Source organism: Ruegeria sp. HKCCD4315 (assembly GCF_013112245.1).
GTDB lineage: Bacteria > Pseudomonadota > Alphaproteobacteria > Rhodobacterales > Rhodobacteraceae > Ruegeria.
In genome coordinates, this window is sequence record NZ_WVRN01000001.1 from 314,010 (window position 1) to 337,225 (window position 23,216).

Annotated in this window: 26 protein-coding genes; 11 read left to right on the forward strand and 15 right to left on the reverse strand. The window is 58.6% G+C overall.

Annotation, left to right across the window (positions count from 1 at the left end):
* Positions 1-57 precede the first annotated feature (57 nt).
* Positions 58-975: a polyphosphate kinase 2 gene (gene ppk2, locus GS646_RS01455; protein WP_171183836.1), complete on the forward strand. Its 918-nt coding sequence runs from the start codon at positions 58-60 to the stop codon at positions 973-975.
* A gap of 45 nt (positions 976-1,020) precedes the next feature.
* Here ppk2 and GS646_RS01460 read toward each other — a convergent pair whose 3' ends face one another.
* Both GS646_RS01460 and rpsU read right to left on the reverse strand, forming a co-directional pair.
* Positions 1,021-2,067, reverse strand: a complete 1,047-nt coding sequence (locus GS646_RS01460) for a CAP domain-containing protein (protein WP_171183838.1) — start codon at positions 2,065-2,067, stop codon at positions 1,021-1,023.
* Positions 2,068-2,362: 295 nt separating this feature from the next.
* Positions 2,363-2,569 carry a 30S ribosomal protein S21 gene (gene rpsU / locus GS646_RS01465; protein ID WP_005614280.1) on the reverse strand — a complete coding sequence of 69 codons (207 nt, stop codon included), beginning with the start codon at positions 2,567-2,569 and terminating at the stop codon, positions 2,363-2,365.
* 111 nt (positions 2,570-2,680) lie between these two features.
* Here rpsU and GS646_RS01470 point away from each other — a divergent pair, with 111 nt between their 5' ends.
* Together GS646_RS01470 and GS646_RS01475 are read left to right on the forward strand one after the other, a co-directional pair.
* Positions 2,681-3,373 carry a COQ9 family protein gene (locus tag GS646_RS01470; protein WP_171183840.1) on the forward strand — a complete coding sequence of 231 codons (693 nt, stop codon included), beginning with the start codon at positions 2,681-2,683 and terminating at the stop codon, positions 3,371-3,373.
* 61 nt (positions 3,374-3,434) lie between these two features.
* Positions 3,435-4,421, forward strand: a complete 987-nt coding sequence (locus GS646_RS01475; RefSeq protein ID WP_171183841.1) for an NAD(P)H-quinone oxidoreductase — start codon at positions 3,435-3,437, stop codon at positions 4,419-4,421.
* Positions 4,422-4,451: 30 nt separating this feature from the next.
* On the opposite strand, the gene GS646_RS01480 is transcribed toward GS646_RS01475, so the two are convergent.
* A complete protein-coding gene (locus tag GS646_RS01480) occupies positions 4,452-5,309 on the reverse strand; it encodes a DUF2189 domain-containing protein (RefSeq protein WP_171183843.1) in 858 nt (285 codons plus the stop codon).
* 193 nt (positions 5,310-5,502) lie between these two features.
* On the opposite strand from GS646_RS01480, the gene GS646_RS01485 reads away from it, so the two are divergent.
* Entirely contained in the window at positions 5,503-6,486 is a 984-nt protein-coding gene (locus tag GS646_RS01485) for a quinone oxidoreductase (RefSeq protein WP_171183845.1), read from the forward strand.
* Between the two features lie 50 nt (positions 6,487-6,536).
* On the opposite strand, the gene GS646_RS01490 is transcribed toward GS646_RS01485, so the two are convergent.
* The 9 genes from GS646_RS01490 to GS646_RS01530 all read right to left on the reverse strand — a co-directional run bounded on the left by GS646_RS01490 (position 6,537) and on the right by GS646_RS01530 (position 12,633).
* A complete protein-coding gene (locus GS646_RS01490; RefSeq protein ID WP_171093803.1) occupies positions 6,537-7,070 on the reverse strand; it encodes an outer membrane protein in 534 nt (177 codons plus the stop codon).
* Between the two features lie 260 nt (positions 7,071-7,330).
* On the reverse strand, positions 7,331-7,807 hold the full coding sequence (locus tag GS646_RS01495; RefSeq protein WP_171183847.1) for a YHS domain-containing (seleno)protein: 477 nt from the start codon (positions 7,805-7,807) through the stop codon (positions 7,331-7,333).
* Positions 7,808-7,983: 176 nt separating this feature from the next.
* Positions 7,984-8,259 carry a hypothetical protein gene (locus tag GS646_RS01500; RefSeq protein WP_171183849.1) on the reverse strand — a complete coding sequence of 92 codons (276 nt, stop codon included), beginning with the start codon at positions 8,257-8,259 and terminating at the stop codon, positions 7,984-7,986.
* Positions 8,256-8,861 carry a glycerol-3-phosphate 1-O-acyltransferase PlsY gene (gene plsY / locus GS646_RS01505; RefSeq protein ID WP_171183852.1) on the reverse strand — a complete coding sequence of 202 codons (606 nt, stop codon included), beginning with the start codon at positions 8,859-8,861 and terminating at the stop codon, positions 8,256-8,258. Before plsY ends, GS646_RS01500 begins: the two co-directional genes overlap by 4 nt.
* Complete coding sequence (gene pyrC, locus GS646_RS01510; RefSeq protein WP_171183868.1) at positions 8,861-10,141, reverse strand: dihydroorotase; 1,281 nt, start codon at positions 10,139-10,141, stop codon at positions 8,861-8,863. Before pyrC ends, plsY begins: the two co-directional genes overlap by 1 nt.
* The gene (locus GS646_RS01515) at positions 10,138-10,524 is read right to left on the reverse strand and encodes a hypothetical protein (protein WP_171647417.1); all 387 of its coding nucleotides are present in this window, start codon (positions 10,522-10,524) and stop codon (positions 10,138-10,140) included. The genes pyrC and GS646_RS01515 overlap by 4 nt, the downstream gene beginning before the upstream one ends.
* Positions 10,509-11,027, reverse strand: a complete 519-nt coding sequence (locus GS646_RS01520) for a hypothetical protein (protein ID WP_171183872.1) — start codon at positions 11,025-11,027, stop codon at positions 10,509-10,511. The genes GS646_RS01515 and GS646_RS01520 overlap by 16 nt, the downstream gene beginning before the upstream one ends.
* The gene (locus GS646_RS01525; protein ID WP_171093790.1) at positions 11,024-11,959 is read right to left on the reverse strand and encodes an aspartate carbamoyltransferase catalytic subunit; all 936 of its coding nucleotides are present in this window, start codon (positions 11,957-11,959) and stop codon (positions 11,024-11,026) included. The genes GS646_RS01520 and GS646_RS01525 overlap by 4 nt, the downstream gene beginning before the upstream one ends.
* Before the next feature lie 59 nt (positions 11,960-12,018).
* Positions 12,019-12,633 carry a scavenger receptor class F, member 2 gene (locus GS646_RS01530; RefSeq protein WP_171647415.1) on the reverse strand — a complete coding sequence of 205 codons (615 nt, stop codon included), beginning with the start codon at positions 12,631-12,633 and terminating at the stop codon, positions 12,019-12,021.
* 83 nt (positions 12,634-12,716) lie between these two features.
* On the opposite strand from GS646_RS01530, the gene GS646_RS01535 reads away from it, so the two are divergent.
* The 6 genes from GS646_RS01535 (at position 12,717) to GS646_RS01560 (ending at position 20,208) form a co-directional block, all read left to right on the forward strand.
* The gene (locus tag GS646_RS01535; protein ID WP_171183876.1) at positions 12,717-13,484 is read left to right on the forward strand and encodes a uracil-DNA glycosylase family protein; all 768 of its coding nucleotides are present in this window, start codon (positions 12,717-12,719) and stop codon (positions 13,482-13,484) included.
* Positions 13,481-14,080: a metallophosphoesterase gene (locus tag GS646_RS01540; RefSeq protein ID WP_171183877.1), complete on the forward strand. Its 600-nt coding sequence runs from the start codon at positions 13,481-13,483 to the stop codon at positions 14,078-14,080. Before GS646_RS01535 ends, GS646_RS01540 begins: the two co-directional genes overlap by 4 nt.
* Positions 14,077-14,697 carry a LysE family transporter gene (locus GS646_RS01545; protein WP_171647413.1) on the forward strand — a complete coding sequence of 207 codons (621 nt, stop codon included), beginning with the start codon at positions 14,077-14,079 and terminating at the stop codon, positions 14,695-14,697. The genes GS646_RS01540 and GS646_RS01545 overlap by 4 nt, the downstream gene beginning before the upstream one ends.
* Positions 14,698-14,703: 6 nt before the next feature.
* Positions 14,704-15,246 carry a molybdenum cofactor biosynthesis protein B gene (gene moaB, locus GS646_RS01550; protein WP_171183881.1) on the forward strand — a complete coding sequence of 181 codons (543 nt, stop codon included), beginning with the start codon at positions 14,704-14,706 and terminating at the stop codon, positions 15,244-15,246.
* Positions 15,247-15,352: 106 nt separating this feature from the next.
* Positions 15,353-16,801 carry an efflux RND transporter periplasmic adaptor subunit gene (locus tag GS646_RS01555; protein ID WP_171183883.1) on the forward strand — a complete coding sequence of 483 codons (1,449 nt, stop codon included), beginning with the start codon at positions 15,353-15,355 and terminating at the stop codon, positions 16,799-16,801.
* 5 nt (positions 16,802-16,806) lie between these two features.
* Positions 16,807-20,208, forward strand: coding sequence for an efflux RND transporter permease subunit (locus tag GS646_RS01560; RefSeq protein ID WP_171647411.1), 3,402 nt, complete (start codon positions 16,807-16,809; stop codon positions 20,206-20,208).
* Here the strand turns inward: GS646_RS01560 and GS646_RS01565 are convergent.
* Together GS646_RS01565 and GS646_RS01570 are read right to left on the reverse strand one after the other, a co-directional pair.
* Positions 20,205-20,624: an NUDIX domain-containing protein gene (locus tag GS646_RS01565; RefSeq protein ID WP_171647409.1), complete on the reverse strand. Its 420-nt coding sequence runs from the start codon at positions 20,622-20,624 to the stop codon at positions 20,205-20,207. The genes GS646_RS01560 and GS646_RS01565 overlap by 4 nt on opposite strands.
* Before the next feature lie 4 nt (positions 20,625-20,628).
* Entirely contained in the window at positions 20,629-21,435 is an 807-nt protein-coding gene (locus tag GS646_RS01570) for a protein-disulfide reductase DsbD domain-containing protein (protein WP_371732007.1), read from the reverse strand.
* Between the two features lie 150 nt (positions 21,436-21,585).
* Here GS646_RS01570 and GS646_RS01575 point away from each other — a divergent pair, with 150 nt between their 5' ends.
* The gene (locus GS646_RS01575; RefSeq protein WP_171093771.1) at positions 21,586-22,140 is read left to right on the forward strand and encodes a YqgE/AlgH family protein; all 555 of its coding nucleotides are present in this window, start codon (positions 21,586-21,588) and stop codon (positions 22,138-22,140) included.
* Here the strand turns inward: GS646_RS01575 and GS646_RS01580 are convergent, their stop codons facing one another.
* A complete protein-coding gene (locus GS646_RS01580) occupies positions 22,141-23,091 on the reverse strand; it encodes an L-threonylcarbamoyladenylate synthase (protein WP_171647485.1) in 951 nt (316 codons plus the stop codon). It abuts the gene before it with no gap.
* Positions 23,092-23,216: the final 125 nt, after the last annotated feature.

A 23,216-nucleotide genomic window follows, 5' to 3' on the forward strand; every position in this document is an offset into this window, starting at 1 on the left:
CAGGCGGTTACACGGGCCCGATATGGTTCGAACCCGATAACAAAAAAGGAGCTAACCTTGGCTTACGAAAACAACGGTGGACCCAAAGATTGGCTTGAGGCCGAATTGGAAGACACGTTGGACGAAGATTTTGAGATCGAGTTCAGCGAACCGATGCTGTCGATGGAAGTGCGGAAGATCTATCGGGAACAACACCCGGATATGCTGGATCGCAAGGTCTATTTCCGCAACCTGCTGCGCCTGCAAGCTGAGCTGATCAAAGTGCAGGATTGGGTTCAGCACACCGGTGCCAAGGTTTGTATTCTGTTCGAAGGTCGCGACAGCGCGGGCAAGGGGGGCGTGATCAAACGGATCACCCAGCGCTTGAATCCACGTGTCGCGCGTGTGGTCGCCCTGCCCGCGCCCAGCCGTCGCGAGCAGAGCCAGTGGTATTTCCAGCGTTATGTGCCGCATTTGCCTGCGGCCGGCGAGATCGTGTTGTTCGACCGGTCATGGTACAACCGCGCAGGCGTCGAACGAGTTATGGGTTTTGCGTCCGAGGATCAGGTTGAACAGTTTTTTCAGGACGTTCCCGAATTCGAACGGATGTTGGTGCGATCAGGGATTATTCTGCTGAAATACTGGTTCTCGATCACGGATGAAGAACAGCAGTTGCGATTCCTCATGCGGATTCACGACCCGATGAAACAGTGGAAGCTGTCACCGATGGATCTGGAATCCCGCATCCGTTGGGAATCTTATACCAAGGCGAAAGAGGATATGCTCTTCCGGACCAATATTCCCGAAGCCCCTTGGTACATTGTCGAAGGCAATGACAAAAAACGCGAGCGGTTGAACTGTATCGAGCATCTTTTGACCAAAGTTCCATACACGGATGTGCCACAGGAAAAAGTCAATCTGCCTGACCGCCGATATAACCCGGAATATGAGCGTCGCGTTTTGCCGGATGAATTGTACGTGCCAAAGATTTACTGATGGCGCCATGCGGGGCGAGCCAGCCGCCCCGCACCTCAGCTGCTATCAGGCTGCTTCGATCATGCAGCCCGTGCCCCAGAAATTGAACACATAGATGTCTGCGTCATCTGTTCCGTCCGAGCCAGCATAGTCGTCAACGGGGGCTTCGACCGGGTCCATGTCATCGACCTCAACAATGTCCATGTCGTCGGTGTCTGTATCCTGCATGTCATCCTCGGCCATGTCCGACGGTGTCATGTCGTCTGTCTCCCAGTGGAACTGATCAATCTGCGCCAGAACGTTATCCAGGAAAGCTTCCAGTTCGGCCAGAAAGGCTGCCACGTCAAAACATCCGTCAGGTTCTTCACCGACAGGTGTCTCGGGGGCTGGCTCGGCCACATCCGTGTCGGGTGTTTCGGCATCCGGCTCCTCGGGCTCGGCCACGTCGGTGTCAGGCGTTTCGGCATCCGGCTCCTCGGGTTCGGCCACATCGGTATCGGGCGTTTCAGTATCCGGATCCTCGGGTTCGACCACATCAGTGTCGGGCGTTTCGGCATCCGGGTCCTCAGGCTCGGCCACATCGGTGTCGGGCGTCTCGGCGCCCGGGTCTTGGGGGTCCGCCACATCGTCCACAGGTGGAACCGGAGCGTTCCCGTTGTCCAGCATCACAGCGCTGTCAGTGGCCGCGAAATTCTGAGTGACCATCACCGCGTCGAATCCTTGCATGTCACCGGTTTCAATGCCGATGCCAATATATTCGAAATCAGGGTTCAGAATGTTTGCTCGGTGTCCCGGGCTGTTCATCAGGTTTTCGTGCAACTGCGCGACGTCATCGCTAATGCCGGGCTCGCCGCGTTCTGATTGCCAGGCGATATTCTCGCCAGTGCGCCAGCTGCCGGACAGATCAAAACCTGCATCCTGCATTCGCTGTGTCGCGCTGGAGCCGCCCTGGCCTGTATGGCTGAACGTGTCCGTATCCAGCATCCAGCTGCTGTGATCTTCGGATGAGTCGTTCAGCTGTGTTTCCAGTTGCAGTGGGGTAAGCCCGCGTGATGTGCGCTCGGCGTTGATCAGCGCCAGCATTTCTTGCTCGATTTGACTTGCAGTCGACATGGTAGCCTCCGTTTGTAAGTGTCGTCCGATTGGACGTCGCCAGTTACAAGCGGCTTGCTGAGGTCAGATAGGGGCGCAGAAATATTAGGCGAATTCTGGCGGGGCAATGCTACCAGAGCGGGATTCGCTGCGCTGCAAAATGCCGGGCAAAATGTTGCTGGTGGGGAAATGGCGGCTTGTCGCACACCCTGAAGCACGAGTCGGCGGAATAAAACCCACCCCTGAAACGACAAACCCCCGGGCGGGGCCTCGGGGGTCGTCAAATAGTGTCATCTAAAGCTGGATGAGGAAAGTCTTAGAGCAGACCTTCGCGCTGGGCTTTCTTGCGTGCCAGTTTACGGGCACGACGAATCGCTTCAGCTTTCTCACGCGCTTTTTTCTCGGACGGTTTCTCGAAATGTTGCTTCAGCTTCATTTCACGGAACACGCCTTCGCGCTGCAGCTTTTTCTTCAGGGCACGAAGCGCCTGATCGACGTTATTGTCGCGAACACTAACCTGCATGTGGTTGTCACCACCTTTCTAGATAGAGTTGCAAGGAAATTGCAGGAGTTGGCCGTATAGCAAAGCCGCCCTAACTTGTCTAGTACTGGGCCCGACAACCGGAGAACCGCCATGACGACCACATATGAAGATGCAAAACAGCAGCTTTTGGATGCGATGCTGATCCATGTTCCCTTCGACGGCTGGTCGGAAACCAGTTTTCGTGCCTCTATTTCCGATTGTGATCTGGATGATGGTCTGGCCCGTGCGATCTGTCCACGCGGGGCGGTTGATCTGGCGCTGGCTTACCACGCACGCGGCGATCAGGCGATGCTGGATCGCATCAAATCCGAAGATCTGAGCGAGTTGAAATTCCGCGACAAGATTGCAGCTGCGGTTCGGTTCCGGTTGCAGGCGGTCGAAGACAAAGAGTTGGTGCGCCGTGGCATGACCCTGTTTTCCCTGCCGACCCATGCGGCGGATGGGGCCAAGGCGGTCTGGCAAACCTGCGATCTGATCTGGGATGCGCTGGGCGACACGTCGGACGATGTGAATTGGTACACCAAACGGGCCACTCTGTCGGGGGTTTACTCGTCGACGTTGCTGTTTTGGCTGGGCGATGACAGCCCCGACCATCAGCGCACGTGGGAATTCCTGGACCGCCGGATCGCAAATGTCATGGAGTTTGAAAAGCTCAAGGCGCAGGTACGCGACAATCCGGTGCTGAAGCCGTTTCTGGCGGTTCCGAACTGGCTGGCCGGGCAGGTGAAAGCGCCCATGAGAATGCGGGCCGATCTTCCGGGCATGTTGAACCCTCGAAAGTAGGGCATCTTGGCGCTAGGCCCCGGCCCGTATGCCTGCTAGGCATTGCGCAAAGGAGGTGCCTATGACCCAGATGATGCGCGCTGTTGAGATCACCAAACCGGGTGGTCCTGATGTTTTGCAACTGACTGAACGTCCTGTTCCCGAGCCGGGTAACGGACAGGTTGTGCTGAAAGTAGCTTATGCCGGTGTGAACCGTCCTGATGCGTTGCAGCGGGCAGGGGCCTATGATCCGCCTCCAGGTGCCAGCGACCTGCCGGGGCTTGAGGCGTCGGGCGAAGTGGTCTCGGTCGGTGCAGGGGTCGAGGGGTTGTCAGTCGGCGACAAGGTTTGTGCGTTGTTGCCGGGTGGGGGCTATGCCGAATACGTCGCCACGTCTGCGGCGCATTGCCTTCCGGTCCCTGCGGGGATGGGAATGAAAGAAGCCGCTTGCCTGCCGGAAACCTTTTTCACCGTCTGGTCCAACGTGTTCACACGTGGTGGTCTGAAAGCGGGTGAGCGGTTTCTGGTCCATGGCGGCTCCAGCGGGATCGGGACAACGGCAATCCAACTGGCCAATGCTTTTGGTGCACGTGTCTTTGCGACCGCTGGGTCCGATGAGAAATGTGAGGCTTGCGTCAAGCTGGGTGCGGAAAAGGCAATCAACTATCGCGATGAAGATTTTGTGGCCACCATGCGGGCCGAGGGCGGGGCGAACCTGATCCTTGATATGGTGGGTGGGGATTACATCCCACGCAACGTCAAAGCATTGGCCGAGGATGGGCGTTTGGTACAGATCGCGTTCCTGCAAGGTCCGAAGGTCGAGCTGAACTTTGCGATGATGATGGTCAAACGTTTGACCCTGACCGGCAGCACCCTGCGCCCGCAGAGCGATTTGGCCAAGGCACAAATTGCGCAGGACTTGCGCGAAGCCGTTTGGCCTCTGCTCGACGCTGGCAAAGTTGCCCCCGTTATGGACAGCGTATTTGAACTGGCCGACGCGGCAGCGGCCCATGCGCGCATGGAAAGCTCTGGCCATATCGGCAAGATTGTCCTCAAGGTTTCGGACTAAGTGTCAAATGCGCGGGCTTGTCCCGCGCCTTCACGCAACCGCGCGGCGGTATAGATGCCATGTGGCGTGGCCCAGAACGGGTACTACCACGATCAGACCCAACAGCATCGGCAAGGCGCCCAGAAAAAGCAGCGCCGCCACGATGAAGCCCCATGTCAGGATGACGCCGGGGTTCTCGCGCAAGACACGAAACGATGTCACAACCGCCACCGGCAGCCCCACCTTGCGGTCCAGCAGCAATGGAAAGCTTACAACGCTGACTGCCAATGCGCACAGGGCGAACACAAAACCAACAGCGGTTCCCGCGACAATCATCGTCCATCCCGCAGAAGTGGTGAGAACCTGTGTGGCAAATGCACTAAGGGATGCGGGTACTTCAGGGCCCATTGTATTAGTATGAATGGCTTGTGCGACCATCAGCCAGACCAAAAGCAGCATGACGAGGTAGAAGCCAAGCACCAGAATTGCACCGAAGGACGGTGATCTGAAGACACCGAACGCATCCAACCAATGCACTGCGCTGCCCTGTTCACGCTTGCGGCTAATCTCATAAAGCCCCACGGCGGCGACTGGCCCGATCAAGGCAAAGCCGGCGACAAGCGGAGCCAGAAGCGGCACCAGATTCATGTTCAAAGCAAAGCCGAACATCAAGAGCCCTGCGATCGGGTAGATCAACACGATGAACACGGCATCCGCCCGTGTTTCGAGAAAGTCGTCATAGCCCGCGCGCAGACAGGCGCGCAGGTCTTGCAGCGTCAAGGTTTGCACCATTGGCAGCTCTTTGGTGTCCGCGCTGCCCAGGCGCGAGACGCTTTCCGAGACATGATCACCTGCCGCCCCGAGATTTCGGGCGGTCCAGCTGATCGGGTTTCCGATTGTTTTGGCCATTTTCCTCCCCTTCCCTGGCGAAAACTGCGCCGCGGGGCGGATCCGGCATCACGTTGCCCGTGGCCGGACCAGCCGGCAACGCCTGATTGCAGTATAGCACAGTTTTGCGAAATCCAGATCAATAGTCTGGCATCGCACGGATTGCCCTGCGTCGAAGTCATGTTAGCTTGAGGGCAGGCAAGAGGAGGTCAGGATGCAGAATACAGCAAAAACAGTTATGATTCATGAGTTTGGCGGCCCCGACGTTCTGCGGATCGAAGACAGACCGCTCGGTGACCCCGGACCGGGGGAAATCCGAATTCGTCACGAAGCCTGTGGTCTGAATTTTATCGATGTATATCAACGGACTGGCTTGTATCCTCTGGACCTTCCGCACGCGCTGGGCATGGAGGCCGCAGGTGTTGTCGAGGCTGTTGGCGAAGGGGTAACGCATCTGGCACCGGGACAGCGGGCTGCATATGCTGCGGCACCGTCGGGGGCCTATTGCGAGGCCCGTGTGATGCCAGCAGCGCAGGTTTGCCCCTTGCCAGATGACATTACATTTCAGACTGCTGCGGCGATGATGCTTAAAGGTTTAACGGTGGAATACCTGTTTCATCGAACGACTCCGTTGAAACGCGGCGATACTGTCCTGTTCCATGCCGCCGCCGGTGGTGTTGGGCTGATCGCCTGTCAATGGGCAAAATCCGAGGGGATCACATTGATCGGGACGGCTGGAAGTGATGAAAAATGCAGCCTGGCCCGTTTCAACGGGGCTGCGCATTGCATCAACTACCGGACTGAAAATTTCGCCGAGCGCGTGGCCGAGATCACCAAGGGGCAGGGTGTGGATGTGGTGATGGATTCCGTTGGGGCGGACACGTTCGAGGGATCTTTGGATTCCCTCAAGCCGCTGGGCATGATGATTTCTTTCGGAAATGCTTCGGGCCCGGTGCCGCCCTTCAATATCGGTGTTCTGGGTCAAAAGGGTTCACTTAAGATCACCCGGCCCACGCTGTTTACGCATATCTCGGATCATGCGGTGTGTCAGGCAATGGCCCGACGACTATTTGGCAAAGTTGAAGGCGGTGAGGTCAAGATCCATGTGGATCAACGCTTTGCGCTTGATCAGGTCGCTGATGCGCATCGCGCGCTTGAGGCGCGGCAAACAACCGGCAGTACAATTTTGGATGTGTGAGACGCGACCCGGCTGAAAAAGCCGGGTCATAAGTTTTCAGACAACAGTTATCAAAACCGATACGTCGCCCGGATCTGCAATGTGGTTGCGTCTACATCCACACCAGTTGCGTTGAAATTGTCGAATTCGTGGTACAGCAGTTCCCCACCGATGCTCACATTGGGTGCCACGATCTGCTCATAGCCTGCGCCGATGAACCAGCCGTCATCGCTGCCGAGGGTGTCTGTCCCGGCTTCGGCATACCCGACCGTGCCGTATAGAAGACCTTGTGGGTTAACTTTGTACCCTGCGCGCGCTTTCAGGCGCCATACGTCTTCGACGGTAGCGGCTCCGGCCAGATCCACATCGGTCCAGTCGTAATCAAAGCCGCCGCCGACAACCCAGGTTCCCAGATCATAGTCGTAACCCAGTACAATACCACCGATTGCGCCGTCTCCGTCGACGCCAGATACGTTGGTGTCCACGTCGATGTAACCCAACTGCAGACCACCGTAGAAGCCGGTCCAATTGCCCGAAGATTGCGCCAGCGCTGATCCGGCCGTCAGTGTCGCGGCCGTTGCGATGAGAGCCAATTTCAAAGTCATCTCATTTCCTTTCGTTCGAAACTCTGCACGAGCGAGCCTCTGCTCACCTATGCAAACCGATACGATCCAGCTTGGTCACCGGATCATTGATTTCTACGTATTCCAGCCCGAAATCCGGCGCTTAAAGATACAGGCAAGCGCCTGTGCCCTGTTCAGCCGGGCACTTGGTATACTGAAAAGATAGGAAAGGATCTGAGGTCTTCAAACGACATGCGGCGACGGAACGCTCCGCCGCCGACACGCCTGACATTTTCAGCGGATTATTGCGCTTGCAGCTCCGCAGGGGTCTTGTCAGCGATGGTTTCCCAGTTTGCGCTTGCGCTTTCGATGAAGCCCGGGATGTCGCCTTCCCAACGTTCCTGGATATCTTGCGACAGGTTCAGGTACAGCTTGTTGTCAACGATTTTCCAGTGGTTCGGGTCGCCGTCGAACTTGAAGCCCATGGCCGCGCCAAATGCACAGTAGCCACCGTATGCGGGCAGGTATGCCTCCGGGTTGGCTTCAAAAGCGGCTTTGTTTTCTTCCGACGAGAAACGGTACAGCGCTTCATCATGCAGCGTGGTGATGCGGTAATCGCCCTTGGTTGCTTCACCGGCGGTGAAGTAGGCAACCGGGTCATAGCCCTGCATCGCCAGGCCGGTCGAGCTTGCGTTGATTTCCACGCCTGCAGCCAAAGTCGAAGTTGCCAGCGCGACGGACAGAGCGACGCCGCTGATCAGAGATTTAAAAGTGTTCATTGCTTCACCTTTCGTGAAAGGAGCCTTGTCTTGGTGCAAACGCAGGCCCCGGTTGTTGTCCTGTGCGGCCCGTAATTGACCGTCACGACAGCGATCTGGGAAGCGGGGTGATCACGTTCAAAGCAATGAATTGTGATTGTGCAGCAGCAAAGATGTCGTGTTCAAAAATGCAGAGCTTAGCAGATTTGGTCAGGCACAAGGCCCAGTACAAAAGTGATGACTTTGCTGGCGGGCATTTCACAGGGCCGCAGCAAAGCCCCGCTGGCGCGCGTCTGGTACAGGTTCAGGCTGATATAGTCCGCGCCGCCCCGCTCATGGGCGACCAGTTTGTGCGACTTGCCACCAGCCATCCGCTGCCGCACGACAACATAGCTGCGCCCATTCGAAGTGCCGGTAAAGCTGCCTTCCAGCAGCGCCAGAAACGCGGACAAGAACGCGTCGGGTGCCGTCACGGCTTCCCGATTTTCGGTTCTGTCCCGGCCTTGATCCGTGCCACATTCGAGCCATGACGCCAATAGATCAGAAGCGTCAGGATGATCCCCAGAATAAAGGTGGATCCGTTTGTAAGCACCAATACCCAGGTTGTCGACAGCGCTGCCGCAGCCAGTGCGCCGACCGACGAAATCCGCCAGATTGCGGCCGCGACCAGCCAGCTCAGGCAGCAGGCCACACCGACGCGCCAGTCCAGCGCCAGCCACAGCCCCAGAAAGGTTGCCACGCCTTTCCCGCCTTGGAAGCCAAGCCAAATCGGGAAGCAATGGCCCACAAATGCCATAAGCGCTGCGATTTGGGCGGCATCTTCGCCCGCATAGGCGCGCGCAACAAGAACGGCCACAGCCCCCTTGGCGGCGTCAAACAGCAACGTCAGGGCTGCAGCGGCCTTGTTTCCAGTGCGCAGAACGTTTGTGGCCCCGATATTGCCCGACCCTATTTCGCGCAGGTTTCCCAGCCCCATGACCTTGGCCAGGATCAACCCAAAGGGGATGGATCCCAACAGGTATCCAATCAAAGCCCACAAGAGCAAATCCTCTGCCGAATTTCCGATAATGGGCATTAAGGTCTCCGGAACACTTCTTGGCCTGCAACATAAGTTGCAAGGACCTTACCTTGCATCCGCTGGCCGTCAAATGGCGTGTTTTGCGATTTGGATTTTAAGGCAAACCGATCAAGCAAAAAGGGCACATCCGGGTCGAAGAGAACCAGATCAGCCGGGGCGTCTTCTGCCAATCGGCCGCTCTCCAGTCCCAACCGTTTTGCGGGGTTGAGCGCCATGGCCCTAAAAAGGGTCGGCAGGTCCAGTTGATCTGCGTGATACAGGCGGAGTGCAGCAGGCAGCAGCGTTTCCAAAGCAACCGCACCCGAGGCAGCCTCTTCAAACGGCAGGCGCTTGCTTTCTTCGTCCTGTGGGGTGTGCATCGAACTGATGGTGTCGATCAGCCCTGTCCGCACAGCCTCGATCACCGCTTGCCGGTCGTCCTCGGACCGTAGCGGCGGCTTGACCTTAAAGAAGGTGCGATAGTCGGCCACGTCCAACTCGTTCAGAGTCAGATGGTGGATCGATGTGCCGGCAGTGATGTTCAGCCCATTGCGCTTGGCCCGTTCCAGCGCGGGCAGGGCGCGGGCGGTGGTGATCTGATCGGCGTGGTAGGCCGCTCCGGTCATCTCAAGCAGGGCGATATCACGATCCAGGCCCATGCGTTCCGCCATCGGCGATACGGCAGGCAGGCCGCGCAACGCTGCGAACTTGCCGCTGGTCGCCGCCGCCCAGGCGCTGAGGCCGGGTTCCTGAGGGTGGGCGATCACCAACGCGCCACAGGATTTTGCGTAGGTCAGCGCGCGGGAAAACACCTTGGTATTGGTGATGACATGATCGCAATCGGTAAAGGCCACAGCGCCTGCGTCCTGCAAAAACCCGATCTCGGTCATCTCACGCCCTTCGCGCCCCTTGGTCAGGGCGGCCATTGGCAGCATATTGACCGGTGTATCCGCCTGCGCGCGCCGGGTCGCGAATTCCAACGTTTCCGGCGTATCCACTGCTGGCAGCGTATCGGGACGGGTGACGATGGTGGTCACACCTCCGGCAGCGGCGGCCAGACCTGCAGATTTGTAGCTTTCCTTGTGCCGCTCGCCCGGTTCACACACCTTGACGCCGATATCGACGATACCGGGGGCAAGGCATTTTCCGTTGCAATCGATGATCTGCCCGTCAGAACCCGGCGCGTTTCCTTCCCCTCGGGCGACAATCCGGCCATCGGCCACCTGTAGCCACCCTGTCGTATCCATTCTAGCCTCCGGGTCGATCAGGCGGGCGTTGATGAAGAGAACGGTGCTCATGGCATGGCCCTTTCGATGGCGGCTTTGGTTGCGGCGGGGTCGGATTGATACTTGATCAGGTGTTTGTCACCACTCTTGGTGACGATCTGAACAAAGCTGCCCATGGTGTTGACCGTTTGGATCTGATTCAGAGGCACCTTGCGCGGGCCGGGGCCGGTCAGGGTCGTGTCCGACATTTCCCACTTGGCGACCAGTTCTTCCGAGGCCAGATACCAGGCGCGGATGCCAATGGCGGCCAGACCTGCGGGTGCTCCGGTCCAGATGTACGGATTTCCGATCAGCCACAAAACGAGCATTGCACCACCCATCGCGACGGCGGCCAACCAGGCGTTGGTGCGGATATAGGCCCCTTTGTCCGGGGCGAAGATCACAGGATCAGCCATATGACGCCTCCAATGACCAAAAGCGCGGCCAGCGCCAGAACAGCTGACCCGACGCGGCGGGGGTGGTCATCCGTTGGAGCGGCTTGCGGTGCCGAAAAAGGCTTTGCGCTTTCGGTTTCAATGACCCCACCGGTCCAGTTCGTGGCCTCTTCCGTGAAAAGACCGATCAGGCGCAAGCGCGGATCAGGTTTCAACGTCGCCGGGCGTCCTTGGAACGCAGCGCTGCGCAAGACCATAACCCAGCCGTCTATCGCGGCCAGAGCGTCCTGTTCCAACTGATCTGAAGACACGCCGCAACCTTCGGTCAGATAGCCATACAGCCCAAGGTCTTCGAGGTCGGACACCGGAAAGATATCGATCTGCTCAGGATCCAACCCATCGACCCCAAGTACTTGGTCGGCAGCGCCGGGCTCGCGCAGAAACTTCGCCTCTTCCGGGCGCATGTCCAGCGTGAACAGGCGCAAGACGCCGCGTTCGTGGGGGGCGACGGTCAGATCGCTCATGCGGCCTCGCGCAGGTTGCGGGCCAGCAGATCCATCGCGGCCATGCGGACGGCGACGCCCATTTCCACCTGTTCCTGAATGACGGACCGGTTGATGTCATCGGCCAGCGTGCCGTCGATCTCAACCCCGCGGTTCATTGGGCCGGGGTGCATGACAATGGCATCAGGCTTGGCTTGCGCAAGCTTTGCGGCATCCAGCCCATAGCGGTGATAGTATTCGCGTTCCGAGGGGATGAACCCGCCATCCATCCGCTCTTTCTGAAGGCGTAGCATCATGACGACATCAACGTCCTTCAGACCCTCGTTCATGTCGTCGTAGATCTCGGCCCCGAACTCGGCAAACTGGCTGGGTACCAGTGTCGGTGGGCCGATCAGTCGAATACGGTTTTCCATTTTGCCCAGCAGGATCAGGTTTGATCGTGCGACGCGGGAATGGGCCACGTCGCCGCAAATCGCGATGTTCAGCCGGTGCAGGCGTCCCTTAGCACGTCGGATCGTCAACGCGTCCAACAGGGCCTGCGTAGGGTGTTCATGTTTGCCGTCGCCCGCGTTCAGAACAGCGCAATTGACCTTTTGCGCCAGCAAATCGACCGCGCCCGAATGCGGATGCCGGACCACCAGCAGATCCGGGTGCATTGCGTTCAATGTCATCGCAGTGTCGATCAGGGTTTCACCCTTTTTGATCGAACTGGCCTGCATTGCCATGTTCATCACATCTGCACCCAGACGCTTGCCCGCCAGTTCGAAACTGGCTTGCGTGCGGGTCGAGTTTTCAAAGAACATGTTGATCTGGGTCAGCCCCGACAGCACGTCTGAATGCTTGGTCGACTGGCGGTTCATGTCGACATAGGTCTCGGCCAGATCCAGAATTTCGGTGATATCGGATTGCGACAGATGCTCGATGCCAAGAAGGTGACGATGGGCGAAACGCATGGGCGGGCTCCTGTCTGACAATCGGGCCGCTTATAGAAAGCTGGGCGGCGCAAGGCAACCTAAGGTTCGGTACCCTCTGGCAGTTTTTCGCAGCCGCCCTCGGGCAGGCATTGTTCACCCGGCTTGCACCATTTGCCATAACCGCAGTCGATGGCCTTGATCGGCACGCAGCCCTGATGGGCCGAACACTTGAAGCCAGGGCGGCATTGCGACCCAGTTTCTTCGCACAAGAACCAACCCGGACGGGAACAGCCTCCGCCGGGCAGGCAGGACGAGCCACGCGCGCAGGTGCGGCCATCGTCGCAAGTTTTAGGCGGTGTCGTGTCCAGGTCAGGTGTGATGCGTTCGCATTCGCCACGCCCGTTGCAAAAACTGTCGCCCGGGCAATCCAGACGAGATGTGCACTTGTTTAGGCCCGCGGGTGCACATCTGGTTCCACCGGCCACGCAACGTTCGAACGGGCCGCAGGTGCGACCACCGCCGCAATAGGTGCCGCCCAGCGGAATACAATGACCATCAAAGCTGCATCTTTGCCCGCCCGAACAGCAGGTGCTACCGCATTTGAATTGCCCTGCGCGGCACTGTCCTTGGGTGTTGTGGAACGTTGCCAGAGCCGGATCGCCGGTAAGGGCCACCACAAGACCGAGCAGGAGGAATCGCAGAATTCTGAGCATCGCGCCCTGATGGTCGGCGCGACAGAGCGACCGATCAAGCCCTATTCGCTTTCCCTCAGCGTTTAGGCAGGTAAATTATCCGTATGGAATCGGGCTTGGACTACTACTCTGCACGGGCGCTGCTGGAATGGCAGATTGAACTGGGCGCGACCGAGGCAATCGGGGATGTGCCGGTTGATCGGTATGCGTTGCCGGATACGTCGCCCAAGCCTAAGAAGGCTGAAGCAACCTCCACGCCCCAGGCGAAACCTAAACAGGCTGATCCGGTTGCCGTAGCGCAGGCTGCAGCGCAGGGGGCAGGGTCTCTGGATCAGTTGCGGACAGTGATGGAGGCTTTTGATCATTGCGAACTTAAGCGAGGGGCGCGGCAGTTGGTTTTTGCCGACGGCACGCCCGGCGCAAAGGTGATGATCATCGGCGAAGCCCCCGGCCGCGATGAAGACCGTGAAGGCAAGCCCTTTGTCGGTCGCGCCGGTCAGTTGCTGGACCGGATGCTGGCGGCAATCGATCTGGATCGCCGCGAGAACGTCTACATCACCAACGTACTGCCGTGGCGGCCTCCGCAGAACCGCGATCCCAAGCCCGAAGAAATCGGGATGATGAAGCCTTTCCTTGAGCGTCACGTTGCGTTGGCCAAGCCCGAAGTTCTGGTGGTGATGGGCAATATCAGCTGTCAGGCAGTGCTGGGAAAACGGGGTATCACTCGTTTGCGCGGCAATTGGGATCAGGCGATGGATTTGCCGGTGATCCCGATGTTCCACCCGGCCTATCTGTTGCGTCAGCCGCAGATGAAACGGCAGGCTTGGGCTGATCTGCTGGAATTGAAAGCGCGGCTGCGAGGCGCAACATGAAGGTTCTGGCCTTTTCCGATTTGCATATGGCGCGCAATCGCGCCGCGGATCTGGTAGCGGCGAGTGTTGACGCGGATTTGGTCATTGGCGCGGGTGATTATTGCAACATGCGTCAGGGTCTGGATGAGGCGATGCAGATGCTTGCGGGTATTTCTGCCCCGCTGGTGTTGATTCCAGGAAATGCAGAAAGTGCAGAAGAACTAGGCGATGCCGCGCCGGAAGGCGTTCATGTTTTGCACGGGACAGGTATGACACTCGACGGGCTTCGTCTGTTTGGATTGGGATATGGCGTGCCGCCGACACCGTTTGGCGACTGGTCCTGCGACCTGACTGAAGGTGCGGCGACTGAGATGCTCGACCGGTGCGATGCGGCTGATGTCCTGATCGTGCATTCTCCGCCCAAAGGTTATGGGGATCAGACGTCGCAAGGTCTGTCGGTTGGGTCGACGGCAGTGCGCGATGCCATAGAGCGGCTTCAGCCAGGTCATACGGTCTTTGGACATGTACACGAAAGTTGGGGCTATCGCGGAACGCTGGGCCGAACGCAATTGGCCAATCTGGGTCCAAAGCCGAATTGGTTTGAGGTGTCTGTGTGATCGAACTTCAGACTTTACTGGTTTTTATTCCAGCCGCCTTGGCACTGAACCTGACGCCCGGTTCCGATATGATGTTCTGCTTCGGCCAGGGTCTTCGGTCGGGCGCATGGCCTTCAGTCTCGGCAAGTGCCGGGGTGTCTGTAGGGTCCATGGTTCATGTCCTGTTTGCTGGTCTTGGTCTGGGCGCTGCGGTCGCGGCGATGCCGTGGCTGTTCGACGTCATCCGTTGGATTGGCGTGACATATCTGCTCTATCTGGCATGGGGCGCGATCCGTAACGGTGCGATCACCGAAGACGCGCCGGTCCATCCAACGCATCTGGCATTTCGGGATGGGATGCTGGTCAACTTGACCAACCCTAAGGTCATCCTGTTTGTGCTGGCCTTCATCCCGCAGTTTGTGGACCCCGCCACAGGCTCTGTTCTGCTTCAGTTTCTGACCTTTGGTGTGATCATGGCGGTCGGAGGGTTTGTGGTGAACGGGCTGGTGGGCATATTCGCAGGCGGCGCGGGTCGGGTGCTGGTCGGCAACCCACGCGCCTCTCGCATTATTGGCTGGATTACAGGTGGTATTTTTGCCGCGCTTGCCATCCGGCTTGCCATTATGGAAAGGGTCTGACCCAAGATGTCACGCATTGACGACAACAAAGAGTTCATTCCGGTCAAAATTGCTGTCCTGACCGTGTCGGATACACGGTCGATGGACGAAGATCGCTCGGGTCAGACTCTGGTGGACCGGATCGAAAAAGCGGGCCACGTGGTGGCTGATCGCAAGATCATTCGCGACGAACGTGATCAGATTGCCGATCAACTGCGTGCCTGGGTGGCGGACGATCAGATTGACGTCGTGATCTCGACCGGGGGCACAGGTCTGACCGGGCGCGACCTGACCGTCGAGGCGCATCGTGACGTCTATGAGAAAGAGATCGACGCGTTCGGCACCGTGTTCACCATTATCTCGATGGAGAAAATCGGCACCTCGGCGGTGCAGTCCCGTGCAACGGGTGGGGTTGCCGGTGGCACGTATCTGTTCGCACTGCCCGGCAGCCCCGGCGCCTGCAAGGATGCGTGGGACGGGATACTCGAAAAACAGTTCGATTATCGGCATCGCCCCTGCAATTTTGTGGAAATAATGCCCAGATTGGACGAACACCTGCGACGGAAGTAGACTGGTCATACGTTCAAATCCGTGTAACCGCTTTGTGGCTTGGCATAATTCGTGATCCAGCTACATGTTGGGGACGGCAGCGTGGTGCAACCGGGGTAACTGACTGATGCGATTTTTGCGGCAAAGTCTTGTCGGTATTTTTCTGGCGTTTCTGACGCTGGCTTTGCTGTTTGTTGCCGCGCAGATCATTGTAGGCGCGGTGCAGGATGTTCTGACACGTGACGACGCCGCGCCACCCGCGCGCGAAAGGGTTTTTGCGGTGTCGGTTCTTCGAGCCGAGGCGGAAACCGTCACCCCCTATCTTGAAGCTTTCGGAGAAGTCCAAAGCCGTCGCAGGTTGGAATTGCGTGCGGCGCTGGGCGGACGCGTAGTTGCGCTGGCCGAAGATTTTGAGGATGGCGGTTCGGTTTCGGCGGGCGAGGTTCTGGTTGAACTTGACCCGGCGGATGCGCAATCAGCACTGGATCGGGCCAAATCCGATCTTTTGGATGCTCAGTTTGAAGAACGCGATGCCGAACGCTCGTTGCTACTGGCGCAGGACGAGTTGAAGTCAGCCGAGGCGCAGGCGGACCTGCGTGAACGGGCGTTGCAACGTCAACGCGACCTGCAATCCCGCGGTGTCGGTGCCGCAGCGAGTGTGGAAGAGGCTGAGCTGGCAGCGACTTCAGCGCAGCAGGCGGTTCTGGCCCGCCGCATCGCGCTGGCGCAGGCAGAATCCCGTGTTGATCAGGCTACGACTTTGCAAGCCCGCGCGGTGATCGCGTTGGAAGCGGCAGAGCGCGACCTGGAAGACATGACCATTCGGGCGGGCTTTGGCGGCACACTGACCGACGTGACACTGGTAGAAGGACGGCTGGTGTCGGCCAATGAAAAGCTGGCAGAACTGGTTGATCCCAACGCCCTAGAAGTGGCGTTCCGGGTGTCGACGGCACAATACGTTCGTCTGTTGGATGAAAACGACAGACTGATCAACGCCCCTGTTACAGTGTCGCTGGAAGTCACCGGCGCTGATCTGACTGCTGCGGGTCAGGTCAGTCGCGACAGCGGTTCCGCCGGAGAAGGCCAGACCGGGCGCTTGATCTATGCCCGTCTGCAAGAGGCGTCGGGTTTCAAGCCTGGCGACTTTGTTACTGTTTCGGTCCAAGAGCAGCCGGTTTCAAATGTCTATCGTCTGCCGTCGTCAGCGCTGGATGCGTCGGGCACGGTTCTGGTCTTGGGCGCGGATGACCGGTTGGAAAGCCTGCCGGTGCAGTTGGTCCGCAGGCAAGCGGATGAAGTCCTGCTGCGCGGCGATGGGCTTGAGGGGCGCGAAGTTGTCATTGGACGCACGCCTCTGCTGGGCTCCGGCGTGCGGGTGCGACCGTTGCGTGTTGAGGCCGGTGCAGACCCGGACATGGTTGAGTTAAGCCCTTCGAAACGGGCCGCGCTTGTGGCGCAAATCGAGGCCAGCGAGACAATGCCGCAGGACGAGAAATCGCAGCTTCTGGGCCAATTGCAGGAAGCGCGCGTGCCGGCCGCTCTGATACGTCGTCTTGAAACCAAGGCCGGAGGCTGAGCGCCATGATGCGCGAGATACCCGGGGCAGCGGGCGGCATTCTCAGTTACTTCACCCGCCATCGGACCGTTGCCAATCTTCTGTTGCTGGTCATGCTGGTTCTGGGTGCGGCGGCCATTCCCAACATGCGGGCGCAGTTCTTTCCCGACGTGGTCTTGGAACGCGTCGATGTCACCGTCTCGTGGGAGGATGGTGGACCCGAAGATATGGATGCGGGGATTGTCCAGCTTCTGGAACCTGCGCTTTTGGCAGTGGAAGGCGTAACAAGTACGGAGGCCAACTCTTACCCCGGTTGGACGCGGATCAGACTTGAGTTTGAACCAAACTGGGATGTATCCCGCGCGGTCGAAGATGTCAGAACTGCGGTGGACGGCGTCTCGGACCTGCCTGAAGACGCCGAAGAACCTAAAATCCAGCGTGGTGTCTGGCGTGACAGGGTGACGGATCTGATCATCAGTGGCCCAACTGACACGACGCAACTTGCCAAACTGACCGATGAGCTGATCAACCGCCTGTTCGCGGCCGGTGTCACCCGCACCAGCATCCGAGGTATTGCTGCACCGCAGATTATTGTCGAGGTGACAACGGCGCAGTTGATTGCAAATGACATCACAATGGCCGAAATCGCCTCGGCCATCGGGGCCGAAGTTAATACGGACCCTGCAGGGGAAGTGGAACGCGCTGGTGCGCGCATTCGGGCCGGGACCGAAAAGCGAAAACCTGAGCAGATCGAAGCCATTGCACTGCGGACCAATGACGATGGGTCGAAGCTGCGGGTTGGCGACATAGCTCGCGTTAGGGTCGAGGGGGTAACGCGCGACCGCAGCTATTTTGTCGGTGATCACCCTGCCATGTCGATCCGGGTTGACCGGTCAAACCAGGGCGATGCCATCGAAATCCAGCACACGGTTGAAGATGTCGCCCGCGAGATGCAGGCCAGTGTGCCCGAAGGCGTAAAGATCGAGTTGATCCGCACCCGTGCTCAGGCCATCACCGACCGGCTGAACATCCTTGTCGACAATGGGCTGATGGGTTTGGGCCTTGTGGTTTGCCTGTTGTTCCTGTTCCTGAATGCACGCATCGCTTTCTGGGTTGCAGCGGGTATCCCGGTGGCCATGTCGGCTGCCATTGCGCTGATGTATCTTGGCGGGTTGTCGCTGAACATGGTGTCATTGTTTGGCCTGATCATTACCCTTGGTATCGTGGTGGATGACGCCATTGTGGTGGGCGAACACGCCGATTTCCGGGCCCGTCGTCTGGGCGAGCCGCCTGTGGTGGCCGCTGAACGCGCAGCCCGGCGCATGGCGATGCCTGTTCTGGCAGCGACCGTCACGACAGTGATTGCGTTCTTTGGTCTGACTCTGGTGGGTGGTCGGTTCGGAGAGCTGATCCGCGATATTCCGTTCACGGTGATTGCGGTTCTGATCGCGTCGCTGATTGAATGCTTTCTTATTCTGCCCAACCATATGGCGCACGCGATTGCGCATTCCGCCAAGGAACACTGGTACGATCTACCGAACCGTGTTGTGAACCGGGGCTTCCGCTGGGTGCGGGACCACCTGTTCCGTCCGTTGATCGCCTGGGTAATCTGGGCGCGATACGTTGTTGTGGCTTTGATGATCGCGATTTTGGCCAGTCAGGTTGCCCTGTTCATCCGTGGCGATGTGAACTGGCGTTTCTTCAACGCGCCTGAACGTAGCTCAGTCAGTGGCGGGTTCATCATGCGCGAAGGCTCGACCCGGTCGGATACGCTGGAAATGATGCGCATTCTGCAGGACGCCACCGACGAGCTGGGCCAGATTTATGAAGAGCGCTATGGCCAGAATCCGATTGAATTTGTTCTGGCCGAGGTCGGGGGCACCGCTGGCCGTGGTCTTGCGGCGGCAGACGGAAAAGACGGCAGCGTGCTGGGTGGCATTTCGATCGAATTGATTGATGCAGACCTGCGGCCCTACTCCAGTTTTGAATTTGTGGGCGAATTGCAGGACTTCGTGCCACGGCACCCGAATGTCGAAGTGTTGACTTTCCGGGGCTGGAGGTCCGGCCCCGGCGGCGATGCCATTGATGTGCAATTTTATGGATCGGATGTGAATGTCCTGAAGGCGGCGTCAGAAGATCTGAAGACCGCATTGTCGAAGTTCTCCGAGGTTTCGGCGCTGGAAGACACTCTGGCCTATGACAAGGAAGAGTTCCTTCTGGACCTGACGGCACAGGGGCAGGCCCTGGGCTTTAGGATCGAAACACTGGGCCGCGCATTGCGCAACCGCCTGACTGGGGTCGAGGCCGCCACATTCCCCGATGGCCCGCGCAGCACCGAAATTCGGGTTGAATTGCCCGAGGGCGAGCTGACGGCAGATTTCCTTGAACGTACTCTGATGCGTTCACCGGATGGGGTTTATGTGCCGCTGGCCGACATCGTTTCCGTTGAGCGAAATTCAAGTTTTTCGATTGTGCGGCGCGAAAACGGCATTCGGGTCGTTTCGGTTACGGGAGATATTTCCGAGGACGACCCGGCGCGTGCGGCTGAAATAGAACGCATGATGCAGGATGAGATACTACCAAACATCGCCGCAGAACGTCAGGTCGAATGGCGTATGTCGGGTCTGAGCGAGCAGGAGAACGAATTCCTTGCCGAAGCGCGCACCGGGTTGATCCTGTGTCTGACCGGGATCTACCTTGTGCTGGCCTGGGTGTTTGCAAGCTGGTCGAGGCCGTTGGTGGTTATGGCGATTATCCCCTTTGGCCTCGTTGGGGCGATCTGGGGGCATTACATCTGGGATGTTCCGCTCAGTATGTTCACGGTGGTCGGATTGCTGGGAATGACCGGGATCATTATCAACGACTCGATTGTGCTTGTGACCACGATAGATGGGTATCAGCAGGATCGCGGTCTGGTGCCGTCGATTGTCGAGGGCACGGCCGACAGGCTGAGACCCGTTATGTTGACCACACTGACAACGGTTCTTGGGCTTGCGCCGCTGCTCTATGAGGGCTCGCAACAGGCGCAATTCCTGAAGCCGACCGTGATCACCTTGGTCTATGGGCTTGGGTTTGGAATGCTTCTGGTTCTGATCCTCGTGCCTGCCCTGCTGGCGATCCTCAACGATGTTGCACGCCCGATGACCGCCATGCGCCGCGCGTTTCGCGCGCCAGACCGGGTGGTTCGGGGCGCTTTGATGGCGACAGGAGCCGCTTTGGCGGTTTGGTTTTTTCTGACGATGATCTGGCCAACAGTTACCGGTGCGCCGATAGGTATTTTCCAGAGCCTTTATGCTGACGCAGACGGTATCCCGGTTTTGCAGATGGGGCTGGGCGCGTTCCTTGCCGGAGCCCTGCCTATTCTGGTGCTGAGCATGGTAATGTCTGCGTTGTTCTATGGTCGGTTCACCCGTTCAGCGGGAACCTAACCTTCACGCAGAGCGATTTCCATCAGATCGGCAACCCGCGCGCTCATCGGCAGGTCGCCTTCGCGTATTTGTTCGATCGGAAACCAACGTGCATCCAGTGCGTCGTCGCCGGCTTCGGGCGCGCCAGACAGGTACGTGCAGGCGACACCAACCAGAAGGTAGTGGGACAGGACCTGTCCATTGGGATCGTGCCGCAGAAGATCCAGATTCTTGAGATAGTGTGACGGCTCTGCAATCACCGAGGTTTCCTCGCGCAGCTCGCGCTGTGCTGCTTGCAGAACGGTCTCACCCCATTCCACATGCCCACCCGGAAAGCCCCACAACCCGGCATCCGGCTGTTTGCTGCGCTGTACCAGAAGCACCTGATCCTGATGCAGAACAACCGCCAAAGCGCCGATTTTTGGAGTTTGGATCACAAGGTCAGCCCGCGCTGCAGCCCAGAATGTCGACCGCGTGCTTGGTGCCCAGAACGGTGATCCGGATTTCAGACCGGTCCAGCGCGAAAGGTGCACCAGACGCGTTGATGATTTCAGCCTGCGCCACCAGCGTATCGCCCTCGCGCTGCGAGACCGGTTGCGATGCCCAGAGAACCGGGTTCCCGGGCTCGATCACGGCGACTTCGCGGCCCCCCGCAGACGGCATCGTCACCCGAGCTTCGATTTGTATTCCGTCTTGAGTTGGCGTGAGATTACACGTGGCCTTGCTGACACGGGCTTCCTGCGCCGAGTAGGGACGTTGCGCCAGAGCCGCAGTAATGGCCGGATTGCGGCCTGCTTCTGAGTCCAGTGTGTGGTCAAAGCCCAAACGTTCCGGGATACACACATCCTTGCAAACGCCCAGATCCATCTCACCTTGCAGGCGGACGGGTTTGGCAGGGTTTCGCGGTGTAATTTCAATCGGCAGGATCAGCTGGTTTTCATAGCCGATCGACTGCAAGCCATTCTGGTCAAAAATCTCGGGCGCGGGCCAGGTGATGTCCACATGTCCAACGTTGCTTGAGCGTTTCCAGTCGAACTGGGGCGGGATGCCAGCATCACCGGGCGCCCGCCAATAGGTTTTCCAGCCGTCTTTGAGGGTTAGCCTCAGGGCGCTCAGATACGTGCCGTTTGAGGTTCGACCGCCGTCCAGAATATCCAGTTTCACCACACCGCCCAAACTCTGTGCGGTGGCAGCAGAGGACAGGGTCAGGCAAGCAAACGCAACGGCGGCTGTGGATTTGATCGACATCTTCATCCCTCATACATGCGCGGGCTGGGGCCGGATTCCAAGTCACGATCCGGTCACTGCAATGAAATCTGTCGAATTACCCGTTGTTCTCTTGCAAACACAGGGGTGGCGGGGCCATTGTTGACAGAGTCGAGAAAGAGATGACGTCCCATGGATCTGACCGGAAAACTGTTGATTGCGATGCCCGGTATGGGCGACCCGCGATTCGAACATTCGGTTGTTTACATGTGCAGCCACGGCGATGACGGTGCCATGGGGCTGATCATCAACAAACCCTCGGACCTGCGCATCAAGACCTTGCTGGGCCAATTGAACATTGCGTGCCGTATTCCGGTTGTTGGCGAACGGCTGGTTCATTTTGGCGGCCCTGTCGAGATGTCGCGCGGCTTTGTTCTGCACAGCGCGGACTATGAAGCAAACTTGCATTCGATGCAGATCTCGGAAGAGTTCAGCATGACCGCGACGCTGGATGTGCTGGAAGACCTTGCCTCTGGCGTCGGGCCGCTGAATTCGATGTTGGCACTGGGTTATTCCGGCTGGGGTCCAGGTCAGCTTGAAGATGAAATCGCGATGAATGGCTGGCTGACCACTGAAGCCGCTTCCAAGCTGGTCTTCGACGTGCCGGATGATGAAAAATGGGAGGCCGCGCTGGCAACCTTGGGCGTGGATCCTTTAACGTTGTCCGCCAGCGCTGGCCGCGCTTGATCAACTGTCGCGTGGCGCTGCCGCGCGTCGCAGCCGGTCGTTGATAGCTGCGCCCAATCCACTATCAGGGATCAGAGAAACGGCGATTGGTCGGCCAGTCTTGTTCAATTCATGCAAGCAGGCAAAAAGGTTTGCGGCGGCCTCAGTCAGGTTGCCGTCCACGGACAGGTTCAAATCACAATCCACCGGGCCAAAACCCAGCAAGACCTCATCCCCCTGACGCGATCCGGCATTCAGGCGGACTGGCACGTCCGGCGCGTAATGTGATTGCAGCTGTCCCGGAGCGGTGAGCAGATCACCGGATTGATGCAGGTGCAGATGTACCCCCAGTTCCTGTTCGATCTGTTCCAGCGCGACGCCGCCGGGTCGTAGTAATGTGGGCTGTCCGGCCAGGCCGACGATTGTGGATTCCACGCCAACGCCGCACGGCCCGGCGTCCAGAATTGCGGCGATCCTGCCGCCCAGACCCGACCACACGTGATCTGCTGTTGTGGGGCTGATCTGCCCTGACGGGTTTGCCGAAGGTGCCGCAATCGGCCCGTCGAATGCTGTCAACAAGGCGCGCGCGGTGGGATGCGCAGGCACCCGAACCGCCATCGTGTCCAAACCGGCCGTCACAAGCGAGGATATTCCGTGCCCGTCGCGCAGCGGTAAAACCAGAGTAAGCGGACCGGGCCAGAAGGCGCGCGCCAGTTGTTCGGCCTGATCGGACCATTGCACAAACCTTTGCGCCGCGCTGGCCGAGGCGACATGGGCGATCAGCGGGTTGAAGCTGGGCCGCCCCTTGGCTTCGTAAATCGACGCGACGGCCTCTCCGTTTCTGGCGTCTCCGCCTAGCCCATAAACCGTTTCGGTGGGCAGGGCGACAAGAAGGCCCTGACGCAACAAATCTGCCGCCCGCGCGATGCCGTCGGGATCAGCCGTCAGTTCCTGAGTGCCGGATGAGATCATATCTGGTGACGCCGCGTTTTGGTTGCCTGAAACATGAGGAACAGTAGGTAATCGATCAAGACCCATACGCTTACCGGCGCTTGTCCCTGATTCCAAGCCCGTCGACGTATTCTGATCCTCTAGAC

Bases quoted from the DNA above. Each gene is read 5' to 3' on its own strand.
- GS646_RS01460 (WP_171183838.1), bottom strand. From the start codon at position 2,067: ATGTCGACTGCAAGTCAAATCGAGCAAGAAATGCTGGCGCTGATCAAC.
- rpsU (WP_005614280.1), bottom strand. From the start codon at position 2,569: ATGCAGGTTAGTGTTCGCGACAATAACGTCGATCAGGCGCTTCGTGCC.
- GS646_RS01470 (WP_171183840.1), top strand. From the start codon at position 2,681: ATGACGACCACATATGAAGATGCAAAACAGCAGCTTTTGGATGCGATG.
- GS646_RS01475 (WP_171183841.1), top strand. From the start codon at position 3,435: ATGACCCAGATGATGCGCGCTGTTGAGATCACCAAACCGGGTGGTCCT.
- GS646_RS01480 (WP_171183843.1), bottom strand. From the start codon at position 5,309: ATGGCCAAAACAATCGGAAACCCGATCAGCTGGACCGCCCGAAATCTC.
- GS646_RS01485 (WP_171183845.1), top strand. From the start codon at position 5,503: ATGCAGAATACAGCAAAAACAGTTATGATTCATGAGTTTGGCGGCCCC.
- GS646_RS01490 (WP_171093803.1), bottom strand. From the start codon at position 7,070: ATGACTTTGAAATTGGCTCTCATCGCAACGGCCGCGACACTGACGGCC.
- GS646_RS01495 (WP_171183847.1), bottom strand. From the start codon at position 7,807: ATGAACACTTTTAAATCTCTGATCAGCGGCGTCGCTCTGTCCGTCGCG.
- plsY (WP_171183852.1), bottom strand. From the start codon at position 8,861: ATGCCCATTATCGGAAATTCGGCAGAGGATTTGCTCTTGTGGGCTTTG.
- pyrC (WP_171183868.1), bottom strand. From the start codon at position 10,141: ATGAGCACCGTTCTCTTCATCAACGCCCGCCTGATCGACCCGGAGGCT.
- GS646_RS01515 (WP_171647417.1), bottom strand. From the start codon at position 10,524: ATGGCTGATCCTGTGATCTTCGCCCCGGACAAAGGGGCCTATATCCGC.
- GS646_RS01520 (WP_171183872.1), bottom strand. From the start codon at position 11,027: ATGAGCGATCTGACCGTCGCCCCCCACGAACGCGGCGTCTTGCGCCTG.
- GS646_RS01525 (WP_171093790.1), bottom strand. From the start codon at position 11,959: ATGCGTTTCGCCCATCGTCACCTTCTTGGCATCGAGCATCTGTCGCAA.
- GS646_RS01530 (WP_171647415.1), bottom strand. From the start codon at position 12,633: ATGCTCAGAATTCTGCGATTCCTCCTGCTCGGTCTTGTGGTGGCCCTT.
- GS646_RS01535 (WP_171183876.1), top strand. From the start codon at position 12,717: ATGGAATCGGGCTTGGACTACTACTCTGCACGGGCGCTGCTGGAATGG.
- GS646_RS01540 (WP_171183877.1), top strand. From the start codon at position 13,481: ATGAAGGTTCTGGCCTTTTCCGATTTGCATATGGCGCGCAATCGCGCC.
- moaB (WP_171183881.1), top strand. From the start codon at position 14,704: ATGTCACGCATTGACGACAACAAAGAGTTCATTCCGGTCAAAATTGCT.
- GS646_RS01555 (WP_171183883.1), top strand. From the start codon at position 15,353: ATGCGATTTTTGCGGCAAAGTCTTGTCGGTATTTTTCTGGCGTTTCTG.
- GS646_RS01560 (WP_171647411.1), top strand. From the start codon at position 16,807: ATGATGCGCGAGATACCCGGGGCAGCGGGCGGCATTCTCAGTTACTTC.
- GS646_RS01570 (WP_371732007.1), bottom strand. From the start codon at position 21,435: ATGTCGATCAAATCCACAGCCGCCGTTGCGTTTGCTTGCCTGACCCTG.
- GS646_RS01575 (WP_171093771.1), top strand. From the start codon at position 21,586: ATGGATCTGACCGGAAAACTGTTGATTGCGATGCCCGGTATGGGCGAC.
- GS646_RS01580 (WP_171647485.1), bottom strand. From the start codon at position 23,091: ATGATCTCATCCGGCACTCAGGAACTGACGGCTGATCCCGACGGCATC.